This is a genomic window from Chitinophaga ginsengisoli, from assembly GCF_003014595.1.
GTDB classification, from domain to species: Bacteria; Bacteroidota; Bacteroidia; order Chitinophagales; family Chitinophagaceae; genus Chitinophaga; species Chitinophaga ginsengisoli.
The window spans coordinates 212,693-224,738 of the sequence record NZ_PYGK01000009.1; the positions used below are offsets into that span (position 1 = coordinate 212,693).

General features: G+C 45.1%; 10 protein-coding genes. 6 read left to right on the forward strand and 4 right to left on the reverse strand.

Going from position 1 to position 12,046, the window contains the following annotated elements; all coding sequences use genetic code 11:
- Positions 1 to 278 precede the first annotated feature (278 nt).
- The 3 genes from CLV42_RS21290 (at position 279) to CLV42_RS21300 (ending at position 3,266) form a co-directional block, all read left to right on the forward strand.
- Positions 279 to 1,406: a sensor histidine kinase gene (locus CLV42_RS21290; RefSeq protein ID WP_106603956.1), complete on the forward strand. Its 1,128-nt coding sequence runs from the start codon at positions 279 to 281 to the stop codon at positions 1,404 to 1,406.
- 4 nt (positions 1,407 to 1,410) lie between these two features.
- Positions 1,411 to 2,157: a LytR/AlgR family response regulator transcription factor gene (locus CLV42_RS21295; RefSeq protein WP_245901708.1), complete on the forward strand. Its 747-nt coding sequence runs from the start codon at positions 1,411 to 1,413 to the stop codon at positions 2,155 to 2,157.
- Positions 2,158 to 2,708: 551 nt separating this feature from the next.
- Positions 2,709 to 3,266 (forward strand): NADPH-dependent FMN reductase, encoded by a 558-nt coding sequence (locus CLV42_RS21300; protein ID WP_106603957.1) that lies wholly within the window; start codon positions 2,709 to 2,711, stop codon positions 3,264 to 3,266.
- Here CLV42_RS21300 and CLV42_RS21305 read toward each other — a convergent pair.
- From CLV42_RS21305 to CLV42_RS21315, 3 genes are all read right to left on the reverse strand, one after another.
- Positions 3,238 to 4,239 carry an outer membrane beta-barrel protein gene (locus CLV42_RS21305; RefSeq protein ID WP_106603958.1) on the reverse strand — a complete coding sequence of 334 codons (1,002 nt, stop codon included), beginning with the start codon at positions 4,237 to 4,239 and terminating at the stop codon, positions 3,238 to 3,240. The two genes, CLV42_RS21300 and CLV42_RS21305, sit on opposite strands and share 29 nt — an antisense overlap.
- Before the next feature lie 93 nt (positions 4,240 to 4,332).
- Positions 4,333 to 5,493, reverse strand: coding sequence for a BamA/TamA family outer membrane protein (locus tag CLV42_RS21310; protein ID WP_146154448.1), 1,161 nt, complete (start codon positions 5,491 to 5,493; stop codon positions 4,333 to 4,335).
- Positions 5,494 to 5,525: 32 nt separating this feature from the next.
- Entirely contained in the window at positions 5,526 to 5,804 is a 279-nt protein-coding gene (locus CLV42_RS21315; protein ID WP_089836566.1) for a SelT/SelW/SelH family protein, read from the reverse strand.
- Positions 5,805 to 6,039: 235 nt separating this feature from the next.
- Here CLV42_RS21315 and CLV42_RS21320 point away from each other — a divergent pair, with 235 nt between their 5' ends.
- Entirely contained in the window at positions 6,040 to 8,031 is a 1,992-nt protein-coding gene (locus tag CLV42_RS21320; RefSeq protein WP_106603960.1) for an ATP-binding protein, read from the forward strand.
- Between the two features lie 226 nt (positions 8,032 to 8,257).
- Here the strand turns inward: CLV42_RS21320 and ypfJ are convergent, their stop codons facing one another.
- A complete protein-coding gene (gene ypfJ, locus CLV42_RS21325; protein WP_106603961.1) occupies positions 8,258 to 9,115 on the reverse strand; it encodes a KPN_02809 family neutral zinc metallopeptidase in 858 nt (285 codons plus the stop codon).
- 159 nt (positions 9,116 to 9,274) lie between these two features.
- Between ypfJ and CLV42_RS21330 the strand changes: the two genes are divergently transcribed.
- Positions 9,275 to 11,143, forward strand: coding sequence for a DUF4132 domain-containing protein (locus CLV42_RS21330; protein ID WP_106603962.1), 1,869 nt, complete (start codon positions 9,275 to 9,277; stop codon positions 11,141 to 11,143).
- Between the two features lie 41 nt (positions 11,144 to 11,184).
- On the forward strand, positions 11,185 to 12,039 hold the full coding sequence (fdhD, locus tag CLV42_RS21335; protein WP_106603963.1) for a formate dehydrogenase accessory sulfurtransferase FdhD: 855 nt from the start codon (positions 11,185 to 11,187) through the stop codon (positions 12,037 to 12,039).
- The last annotated feature ends 7 nt before the right edge of the window (positions 12,040 to 12,046 follow it).

The following is a 12,046-nucleotide window of genomic DNA, read 5'->3' on the forward strand; positions in this document are numbered from 1 at the left end:
TGACTGTTTATGATTGATGCACGAATACAAAGAAAGGAGCCCTAAATAGTTTTGAAAAACGCAAATGACCAGCAGCGGAAATAGATTGATCAAGTGCAGTAAACAGGGGGAATGACCGGGGGAATCACTAAAAATGGGAGAGGAGCCCCTCTCCTGTAATCAGAGACGCATTTGGTCAATTATTTCATGCAGTTCAAATAGTATTGCTTTAAAATGGGCGGAAACTGGTGTAACTTTCAAAAAGGCCTTTTTATTGAGTGCTGATAAATCCCAGCGAGATGAATGCGTTATTACATAATCCTTCAAAGCAGAACTGGTTGTTGAGGTATAAACTTCACCATATTCCTTTCTGGGCCCTGTATCACTTTATCTGGTGGACGGTTGCCTTGGGTAATCCGGTAAAAGCCTTTGCGGCGATATTCTTTACCGCATTTATATTGAAGTTTTTGTTCTATGTAATATTCCAGGCCCTGGCAGTTTATTTTAACCTTTATTATCTCATCCCGAAATATCTTGAAAAAGGCAGGTTTACACAATACATAGTGTTTTTATTGCTGACGATTATCGGTGTGTCTTTGCTTGTTATTCCAGGATATTACCTAAGCGCTTATGTTTCAGGGCAAACCATGCAGCAGGCTTATGGGCCCAATGGTGATTGTTTCTATGGATATCTGGGGAATACGCTGCCGTCCACACTGGCAGCCATGACACTGGCCATGAGTATTAAGCTGGGAAAGAACTGGTTACAGACGCAACGAAAACAACAGTTGCTGGAAAAGGAAAAACTGGAAACAGAGCTGAACTTCCTGAAGCATCAGTTTAACCCGCATTTTCTCTTTAATACGATTAATTCGATTTTCTTCCTGATCCATAAGAATCCTGATATGGCGTCTGCTTCGCTGGCGAAATTCTCGGAGCTGTTAAGATATCAGTTGTATGAATGTAATGACAAGCAGATCCTGCTGTCTAAAGAGATCTCTTACATGGAAAACTCCATCGAGCTTGAACGATTAAGGCAAAATGACAATGTGGAAGTAATACTTGATATAGATCAGGAAGATAGCAATCAGTGGGGAATAGCGCCATTCATCCTGATGACGTTCGTCGAAAATGCATTCAAGCATGTTTCAAAGCATACAGATAAGCCTAATTGGATCAGGATACGTCTGACACAGGAAGGAGAGACGCTGAACTTTGTGGTATCCAACAGCACATTTGATGTAACCAGCAATGATATTGTTCACTATGGCGGTATCGGACTAAAGAACGTGCAACGCCGGCTGGACCTGATCTATCCCGGTCAGCACAGCCTCGATATACAACATCATAATGACAGATTTGACGTCAGGCTGCAGCTACATCTGACAGCAGGAGAATTGCCACAACCTTTACAGAAAATAGCCTGAATATATGAAGATGAATTGTGTAATTATTGATGATGAGCCACTTGCGAGGGAAGGCCTTTCAAACTACGTCAGAGAGGTTGATTTTCTTCATCTTACTGATACCTGTACCAACCCGGTTGAGTTGATCAAAGTACTGGACCAACATCCGGTGGACCTGATCTTCCTGGATATTCAAATGCCGAAAATGAACGGACTGGATTTTCTGAAGATAGTCCAGAAACCGCCTATGGTCATCATTACAACTGCATTTCCCAGTTATGCGCTGGAGGGATTTCAGTTGAATGTCATGGACTATCTACTAAAGCCAATCACCTTTGACCGATTTTTCAAAGCAGCCAATAAAGCGAAGGAATACTATCAGCTGCTAAATAAAACCACGTCTTCCGAGACACAGAAAATAGAGAAGGAAGAAGATTATTTCTTTATCAAATGCGGTAGCAAATACGAAAAGATCTATTTCAATGATATCCTGTATGTACAGGGGATGCAGAATTATGTAACGATCTATACCCGTAAAGGCAAATACATGACATTGCTGTACCTGAAGAACCTGGAGGAGAACCTGGACAAAAAGGCCTTCATACGGGTACATAAATCCTATATCGTTTCTATCGATAAAATAGAAGGCATTGAGGGGAATGAAATCTTTATTCAGTCAAATAAAATTCCTATCAGCAGGAACTATCATGATATGGTGATTGAGCAGGTAGTGAAGAATAAGCTGTGGGATAAGATTAAATTCTCCGGATAAAGGTTTAAGCAGGAGATATAGACACAATTTCGTTTTATACTCTATTTAACATAATATAAATTATACGTATTATATAGAAAGAAGTTAACTAGCCAGATAGTCGTATAGATCAGCTGTGGAGCTGCATTGTGGGGAGATTTAAATAGCAATTATATGGGTTAATTCCTGAACATCCTTCAGCCATTTTATTCATTTTATTTCAGGTTTCTAAGCCAGATTTGGTGTGAATTTTATCACAAGTAAATCTGTATTTAATTGTGTTTGTTTATAGATAGTATCCGACTTCGGTAGAAATTCGGTTCGCCTATACTACAGGTTCCTACCTATAAGCTCTCTAGTCCTACATTACAGGCACTATTCTATAGCCGTGGCTATACAAAGTGCCTGTAATGCTATAGTAATGGGCCTATAGGATATAGCCTCCACCGAATCTCAAGGCTATCTTAAGCGAATACATACCCCTCAGGATCAGGTGATCCCACTCCCCGGCTAAAACATTATGTTAATCTGAATATAACGGCTAGATTTGTGCCTTGTCAGAAATTTAAACAATGGCGATCAGTATACTTGGAATATCCGGCAGTTTAAGAAGTTCTTCTTCCAATACGGCATTGCTCAGGGCTTGTGCAGCAATGGCACCTGCGGGTGTTAAGATCACGATTTATGAAGGCCTGGATAAGCTGCCTTACTTCAGTCCGGAGTTGGATACGGAAGGCTCCTCGCCTGCTGATACGGTACTTTCTCTGAGAAACCAGATACGCGCTGCTGACGCTGTTATATTCAGCACACCCGAATATGCTTTCGGCATACCGGGCGTGCTGAAAAATGCCCTGGATTGGCTTGTTTCCTCCGGGGAATTCACCCATAAACCCACGGGTGTGATCAGTGCTTCACCACTCGCTACGGGCGGCGACAAAGCACATGCATCCCTGGTACAGACGCTACGTGTAATGACAGCAGATATCCAGGAAGAATATAAGCTGATTATCCCTGTGGTGCGCACCAAGATGGATCAAAATGGAAATATTACCAATCCGGAGCTGGAAAGATCATTGCTGGCATTGATCAATCATCTGACGGCTAAAGTCTCCAACGCAGACCTACATTAGCGCCTAAACCGCCGATATTGATGTAGGATTTCAGGTCGTTTGCCGGCTGATCATTGTTTTTGTAAATGACCTTCGCGCCCTGCTGGCTGACCGGTGTGTTGGAGCTCTGATCCAGCGTAGTGACATACTTTGTATTCCGCTCGGCGGTCGACAAACCATCCAGACCGCGATGCTGCTGAGAGATCAGGGAACCGTTGGCTGGGTTCAACAATGAGATCGTCTCATCATAAGCAGTGACTTCCTTCTTTTTACTTCTCACAGGAATGTTCCTGTACTCAGCTTCAACAAAAATGTCAAGCTTTTTTGCCACCGGGAACACAACGCCCATTGCTCCCTGGAAGCCAATTGTAACATTGGGCTTTACCGTTTCATTGCGGTGAATAGCAGTTTGCGTGAGTACGGTCTGACCACCAACCGTTGCCGTACCACTTTTGCTGGCATCTGTTTCAATCTTCAGGTTGCCCCATAATGGTACGACCATACCGAAACGGACATACGGGTTCACTTTCTGGAATCCCGGACTGATCACAACGCCAGGGGCAAAATCTATGGCTTCCACATAACCGTGGGATTCGATTTTGCCAACAGCCTGGTTGCTGCCTGCCATCGTTGTGATTTCACGGGTCATCAGGTTTTTCTTGCTGCGATAGTAGTTGAACGTTCCTTCAACAGCAATATAACGGTTGATATTCCAGCCGAAGGAGAGTCCTCCCCTCCCACCGGCGCCATACGATCCCGTTAATACCTTTTCTGAAACAGATGTAGAAGATTGTGTTGTAGGATTGTATTCCAGGTGCTGGTCATGCGGCTGGTAACTGCCGACTTTAGGGAATTGCCCGGGAAATACACTGAAATAATAACCTCCTGCGATCTTTACATAAAACCTGGACGTAGATTTAAGACTCTGTGCCTGGGTTGTGGGCATAGAAAGGACAGCGCATAACGCCGCCATTAGGGCTGCTTTTGTTTTCATAATGGAATTTTTGGATAACAAAACTCTGACCGATCTGTGATCGATATGGATAAAGGTACGCAATTTATATGCCCAATAACGGGAATGGAAGCACTAAAATGCTTCGGCAAGAGATAGGTATAATCCCGATTGCCGCTGTTCGCCGGAGCGTTTTTCACCCCAGGCATAATCAATGCGGACAGTCAGCCTGGCGCCTTCGTCGTAGAACCAGCGTACACCCAGACCATAGCTGGGTTTAAAGTGGGACATGGCGATATCATGGTTGTTGAATACTGCACCGGAAGCACCAAATGCTGCCAGCGCAAATTTAGGTTGCATATGTACAAACCAGATATTGATCGGGATCTTCGGGTCCAGGAAATAACGATATTCCACTTGTCCTGCCAGGTAGTTCTGATCTCTGTACCTGCCTGCATAATAGCCACGCATCATGAGATCATTACCCATTTCCGGCAGGAGGTAAAAAGGTAATCTGCTGCCCTGTAATGAGTTAAACAATCCGTTGAAACCAACCGTGCTTTTGGGTGAGATAGAAACAAAATGACGCAGTTGTCCGTCTATCTTCCATAATTCATGTTTGCTGATAAATCCGGGGGCATAGGAAATATTCAAACGTACCCAGGTACCTCTGCGTGTATAGTTCTGGTTATCCCTGTTGTCAAATATGCCTGTGGCGCCAATAAAGGTAACATGACCGCCGTCCTTGTCAACCAATGACATATCAGGATATACTCCTTTATTCTCACGTGCGTTATAAGTGTCCTTCTGGTATAATAAGGAAAGTCCGGCGTAGAAATGACCGGTTATACGACGTTCTGCCTCGAGCTGTACTTTGTATCGCTTATTGTCCAGCAAAGTTGCACCAGCTTTACGTGTCGTATCTCCCAATCCGTAGAAATTGATCGGGAAGTCATGATAACGGAGATTACTTTTAAAATGCCAGTTATTACCATCTGTCCATATATCTGTTTTCAGATCTATTTTCAGCTGACTTTCCGTTGTAACGGAAGGGATGAGATTAATTGTAGAATTGCGTAAGGAAGGATCTTTGGAGGTGTAGAAAGAATACAACATTGCAGCCCCTATTTCCAGTCCTTTTTCAGGTGAATAACCTAATACCGGCAGCGGGAAAAAGCTGCGTTTATGTGGTAAAAGCGTATCTACGGGAACGCCCTGTACTGTATCTTTTTGCTGCGCTGTCAGTCCCTGGCTCAATGCCAGCAGTGTTGCTGTGAAATATATGATCCTTTGCATACTCATCGGGTTGCAAAGAAACAACTTTTAAACTACTTTCGGTCACTATGACCCAGGCTCTTTTCAGGAGCTACCTTATCCCTGATCATTTGCTTAACTTCCTTTATTTCAGGGAAATGGCCCAGCTCCTTCCGGTTGATCAGTGCGATGCCATCTACATAGATAATATAACTACCGTTCACTTCACTGGGTTGTAATGTAACACTGTATATATCATCGGCAAAGGTAGTCAGCAGTTCCTGTGCCATCCACGCCGCGCGCATCAACCATCCGCATTTAGGGCAATATTCAATCGTCACTGTCGGTTTCATCTGTATTTGATTAGTAATTTATAATATACGACCAATGTAGGATTATCCGGCCCAAAGTTTGTATGAACCCCTGGAAAAAAATAATGTTCCTTACACTAGTACTGCTTCTAAGCCCGAAAGTTACAACGAATCATAATATTTTAGATTTCGAAAATTTGCATCCTTTTTTTTTATAATTTTAGCGCAGCATTCAGGTAACCCTTAAAGATCGTTTGTGCCGACAAATAGACTATCAATGTGGATTGTCCGAACTAACTTATATACTTTTATATATCTGGTATTGCTATGTACATTGGTTACCAACGTTTCTGCGCAGGTAAGTGAGCTGGAGAAACATCCCCAAAAGGATACAGTGCGCGTTCGTTTATTAAACCAGTTAAGTCGTAGTTTCTTTCCCAAAGACGCTGCTAAAACAGCACAGTATGCCAGTCAAGCCTTAAAGTTGAGCGATAGTCTCCATTTTAGGGCCGGTACCATGTGGGCTATCCGCAACCTTGCTCTTGCTGAAAATATCAAAGGGAACCTGGAAAAGCAGACAGACCTGACTATCAGCGCGCTTAAGCTGGCCGATGATATCAAAGATGCTTATGCTATGGGTGTGCTCAATACTGATATGGGTAATATCCTTGTGGAGCAGAACCAGCCCAGACAAGCGCTACGTTATCAGAAGAAGGCCCTGCGCATTAAACAGGCGTTGGGACAACCTGCGGAGATTGCCCGGACCTTAAACAGCATCGGCTCCAGTTACATCCGCCTCAATAAACTTGATTCTGCTTTACATTTCCTGCTGGAATCCGAACGGATCAAATTGTCTTTGAACGATCATCCCGGACTGGCCGTTACCTACGAAAACATAGGCCTGGTCTATACAGAGAAACAACAATATGGGATGGCGTTGCCCTATTTTGAGATCTCCGAACAATACTACCAGGAGTCGGACAACCTCAATGGTCTGGTGAAAGCGCATCTGAACATAGGGCTCGCCAGAACGATGTTGCATAGGTATGAAGAAGCTGAACAGGACTTTGCTGAAGCGGCGCGGCTGAACAGCAATCTGAAGAACATGAAGAATACGCTGATCTATCATAAGAACATGGCTACGCTGGATTCCGCTCGTGGTAACTATGCAGGCGCCCTGGCAAATTATAAGCAGTTCAGCCAGTTGAATGAAGAGCTATTCAGCGTTGAAAAGACAAAGTTCATCGCCAATACAAAAGAAAAATACGAGTCAGAAAAGAAACAACATGAAAACAAACTGCTGCGGAAAGAACAGCAGTTACATCTCGCTACCATCAAACAACAGCGGATCTTCGTGATATTCTGTGCCATGTTGCTCCTCGGGCTTTTTGTGATCACTGCAGTATTGTACCTGATGTACAGACGCCAGCAGGAACTGTACAGCCAGTTGAATCATCGGAATACACAGGTACAACAGCAGAACAAGATCATCATGGAACAGAATGCCGAACTTGAAAGCGGCAGCCAGGTAAAGGATAAAATATTTTCCGTTATCTCCCATGATCTGCGCTCCCCGCTGGCTATCCTCGAAGGCTTGCTCTTCCTCTTAAGAGATGATAAGATGTCTGAGGAGCAGTTCCGGCTCTTCTCCCATGAACTCTGGCGGGACATGAAAAATACGGCCTATATGATGGATAACCTCCTGCAATGGGCCAGCAGCCAGATGAAAGGTATTCATGTTACTCCGGATGATTTTGATATCAGCAGTGTCCTCAAGAGTGAATTTGAGTTATTGCAATCACTTGCCAGACAAAAGGAAATAACGCTGACGCATGAATTGCAGCGCCCAATAATGGTATATGCAGATCCCGATATGATCCGGCTCGTACTCAGGAACCTGATCAGTAATGCTATTAAGTTCACACCTATAAATGGCAGCGTAAATATTAACTATCTGTTACTGCCCGATAAACTGGAACTGATCGTACAGGATAATGGCCTGGGTATAGCTGCAACAGATCAGGTAAAAATATTCTCCAATATTTATTACTCTACCAGCGGTACGCGTAACGAAAAAGGTTGCGGATTGGGATTACCATTATCGAAGGATTTCGTTGAACGGAATAACGGCAGCATATGGTTTCATAGCGCTTCCGGAAAGGGAACCAGCTTCCACTTTACCCTGCCCTTGTCTGCGGAAGAAGAAACAGCGAACCGGGGGTATACGATTATTGTGAAGGATAATCATAAACGTGTGCTGAATGATTGAGATAAACGATCTATCATAGAAAAGGCCGTATACCCTGGGGAATACGGCCTTTTCTATGATATGATTATTGTTGGCATACCGATCTTCATTTTTATTTCCCGCCCCGCGGGGAATCATATTTTGTCCCCAGGGTTGCACCCCGGGCTACAAACAACGGGACTCCTAACAGAGTCCTATCATGTTTTGTTAAAGACATTTTCGGTGTTGCATTTGCAGTGAATGAAAACTACAGGTCCGCCGCGTTGAACGTATCTCCTTGTTTAATATCCCCGGTTTCAAATCCTTTCTTAAACCATTTTACCCGCTGTGCAGACGTACCATGTGTAAATGCATCCGGTACCACATGGCCCTGCGCTGCTTTCTGCAAAGCATCATCACCTACAGCGCTTGCTGCGTTGAGGGCTTCTTCTATATCGCCTGGTTCGAGTATATTATGTTTTTTTTGCGCATGGTGTGCCCATACACCAGCCAGGAAATCAGCCTGTAACTCAAGCATGACAGACAGCCTATTATATTCCTTCTCGCTGAGCTGGGAACGCATCGCCTGCACCTTACGGCTGGTACCGAGCAGGTTCTGTACGTGATGGCCTACTTCGTGCGCGATAACATAAGCCATGGCAAAATCGCCTGCTACCTTGAACCTTTGTTCCATTTCAGTGAAGAAGTTCAGGTCAAGATAAACCTTCTCGTCTGCAGGGCAGTAAAATGGTCCCATAGCCGATTGTGCAGCGCCACAGCCAGATTGATCGTAGTCTGTGTACAACACCATGCCGGGGTCCTTATAATTTTTGTTCATCTCAGAAAATAGCTCCGACCATACATCTTCGGTATCTGCCAGTACGGTGGATGCAAACCGCGAGATTTCATCACTGCTACTGTTGACTGTACGGGATTCAGTTTGTGGCGCTCCGCCATTACCTTGTTGGATGGATTGTAATGCCTGTTGCGGATCCTGCTTGAATAACAAGGCCAGCACGACGATAATAATACCACCAATTCCCCCACCAATACCAATTGTTCGCATACCACCGCCACCACGGCGATCCTCTACATTGTCGCTTAATCTTCTGTTTTGCCAGCGCATATTTAGATTTTTTTATATGTCGAAAGTACAGAAATTTTGATACCCTTTTACTTACAACAATTTCCCTGCCCGATTCAGCCATAGTCAGGCTTCATTTTTTTTAATACCTGTTTTTTACATAAATTGGATGGTGCGATACCCTCATTGTTACACCTCTACATGAATGAAGCTATGCAATTTACAGACTTCTGGATCGGGAAAACACAGACGGATAAGCTGCCCGAAGCACTGGACACCGCAGGACTGATTAAATACCTGTCTGTATATACCTCCGATGAGCAATGCTTCCAAATCCTCTTCCAATGGCATGAGACGACCTTAAAACGCAGTAGTGAATGGTGGTTCCCCAGGCAGGAACTCTTAAACGTCGTTCAGGAAAAGATCGGCAGAAAAGGACTGACCGATACCCTGCGTCTCTGCCTGGAACTATTGGATACCTCAGAGAAAAGAACAGTGACGGTAGCGGCTGACAGGGTCAATATCCAGATAGATATCATCCTGCACGGAGGCCCTGAACTGATCGTCAGTCGCCGGGACTCTCTTGGCATACTGGTTGTGGAATTCCTCTCCAATATCAGGAGCAACCGGCAAAAGGAATGCTGGACAGCCTTCATTGATCACTGCCTGAACGCCGGTGAAAGCAGTGCTCCCAACCGCAAATGGTGGAAACGTGCAAAAGAACTGGTAAGCCGTATCAATCCTGAGCATTTTGTGATGAAACTGAAGGACTGGATCTCTTTTTCTCAGGGACTCCTGATGAAACAACACGCAGGACGTACCTACAGTTTCATTGATTATCACATTGATTTTCTGAGTGCTATCAATCATAACCTGTTAAAGGCCATTATATGGTGCAGTGCGATACCAGACAATAAAGAATTGCTGGACATGCTGGAACCGTATGCCCTATGGGCCTATAAGAAAAAAGGTACCGGAGGGCCCCTGTCGGTTAAAACCGGTACGGCCTGTATCTATGCACTTACTTTTCTTCCCTTCCCGGATGCCCTGCTCAGGATCAGCAGGTTCCGCACATTGATCCGGCATTCAGGCATTGTGAAAAGCATTGATAAGATCCTACACGACCTGGCAGAACAGCATAGCATTCCACCCTATGAACTGGAAGAATATATCGTTCCTGATTTCGGGCTGAATGAAGAAGGTACCATCCGTGTACCGGTAGGACCAAATTTTATAGGTGTTTACACCATCAGTAACACCGGTAAGTCGAGTATCTCCTGGGAAAAGGATGGTAAACCGGCCAAAGGGCCTCAGTCCTCCTTTACTCCCGGACAGGAGTTCAAACGACTGGCCAAAGACATTGATCAGGCGCTTGTCGATAACAGCGCCCGGATGGAACGGGCATTTATGCGCATGACCCCATGGCCATACAGCCATTGGAAAACATATTACCTGGATCATCCGTTGGTGAAGACGCTCACCACACGACTGATCTGGAATTTTCAGACTGATGGTGTGCTGACCACAGGCTATTGCCTGGATGGCCAGATCATTGATTATAAAGGCAGACCGGTAACCGTTACCGGAGAGACAGCCGTGAGCCTCTGGCATCCGATGAATGAACCCGCTAAAACAGTGAAAGGCTGGCGCGATTTCCTGGTGCAACGTCAGATAGATCAGCCTTTTAAACAGGTGAACCGTGAAATATATACCCCCAATAATGAAGAACTGGCCGATGGCTTCTACTCTTCCCGTTTCGCCTCACAGGTGCTCGATAAACAGAAGTTTAAGAACGTGATCCTACAGAGGGGCTGGATCCTGAGACAAAAAGCAGCGCATAACTGGGCTTATATTCCCTATATGGTACTGACCGACTGGGATATCAGGGTTAACTTCTTTGCTGACAGGAGACAGGAAGAGACTGTGCTCACGGATATGGTCAATTTTTATAAGGAAGGTGAACCACTTGCACTGAGGGATGTTCCTGCTGTTGTTTTCTCGGAAACCATCAGGGATATCAGTTACTTTGTCAGCACAGCAGGCAGTACAGAACTACATAACCGTTCCTGAATACAGGGGCGCAGGCGCCTTATTTTACGTAACTTTACCCCATGCTGAACCCTGCCATTTCTTACACACGCATAACAAGAGTACAGGATACGATTGTTACCGCAACAGAAGACGCACTGGCAGCTGAAGAACCGCTCGAAATTCAACTGATCTATGGCTCGCTGGCCGACAGACAACAACAGAGCATCTCAGTGACCATGCGCACTCCCGGCCAGGACCCTGAACTGGCTACAGGGTTTCTCTATACCGAAGGGATCATCCGCTCAGAAAAGGACATCAAAGCCATCTGCTCTGACAGCGACGTCACCAATATCATACAGGTAAGCCTGCACGAACATGTGGTCCCCGTGCTGAAAACGGCACAGCGGAACTTCGTTTCCAACGCAGGATGTGGTATGTGTGGCAAAACAGATCTTTCGGCTATTTATACGCCTGTTGCGGCACCGGCACCAACCCAGCCTGTTGCTGCGTGGTCTGCTGACCTGATCCATCGTCTGCCAGATATACTCCGTGACCAGCAACAGTTGTTTGACGACACCGGTGGTATACATGCCGCTGCACTATTCGATCAGTCTTCAGCGTTATTGCTGATGCGTGAAGATATCGGGCGGCACAATGCCGTGGATAAGCTGATAGGCGCAGCCCTGCAGCAACAGCTTTTCCCTATGCAGTCGTATCTCCTGTTGCTCAGTGGCAGGGCAGGATTTGAACTGATCCAGAAAGCTGCTATGGCAGGTATTAAAGTGATTGCCGCCGTAGGTGCTCCTTCCGGAATGGCAGTAAAAATGGCCCATGAATGGGATATCACACTGATCGGATTTCTCCGTCAGCAACGGTTTAATATTTATTCGGGTGAACACAGAATAGCGATCGCATCACCCACCTATCAGAAATGAAAGTCTA

Coding starts and splice junctions, on each gene's coding strand:
- CLV42_RS21290 (WP_106603956.1), top strand. CDS start 279: ATGAATGCGTTATTACATAATCCTTCAAAGCAGAACTGGTTGTTGAGG.
- CLV42_RS21295 (WP_245901708.1), top strand. CDS start 1,411: ATGAAGATGAATTGTGTAATTATTGATGATGAGCCACTTGCGAGGGAA.
- CLV42_RS21300 (WP_106603957.1), top strand. CDS start 2,709: ATGGCGATCAGTATACTTGGAATATCCGGCAGTTTAAGAAGTTCTTCT.
- CLV42_RS21305 (WP_106603958.1), bottom strand. CDS start 4,239: ATGAAAACAAAAGCAGCCCTAATGGCGGCGTTATGCGCTGTCCTTTCT.
- CLV42_RS21310 (WP_146154448.1), bottom strand. CDS start 5,493: ATGCAAAGGATCATATATTTCACAGCAACACTGCTGGCATTGAGCCAG.
- CLV42_RS21315 (WP_089836566.1), bottom strand. CDS start 5,804: ATGAAACCGACAGTGACGATTGAATATTGCCCTAAATGCGGATGGTTG.
- CLV42_RS21320 (WP_106603960.1), top strand. CDS start 6,040: ATGTGGATTGTCCGAACTAACTTATATACTTTTATATATCTGGTATTG.
- ypfJ (WP_106603961.1), bottom strand. CDS start 9,115: ATGCGCTGGCAAAACAGAAGATTAAGCGACAATGTAGAGGATCGCCGT.
- CLV42_RS21330 (WP_106603962.1), top strand. CDS start 9,275: ATGAATGAAGCTATGCAATTTACAGACTTCTGGATCGGGAAAACACAG.
- fdhD (WP_106603963.1), top strand. CDS start 11,185: ATGCTGAACCCTGCCATTTCTTACACACGCATAACAAGAGTACAGGAT.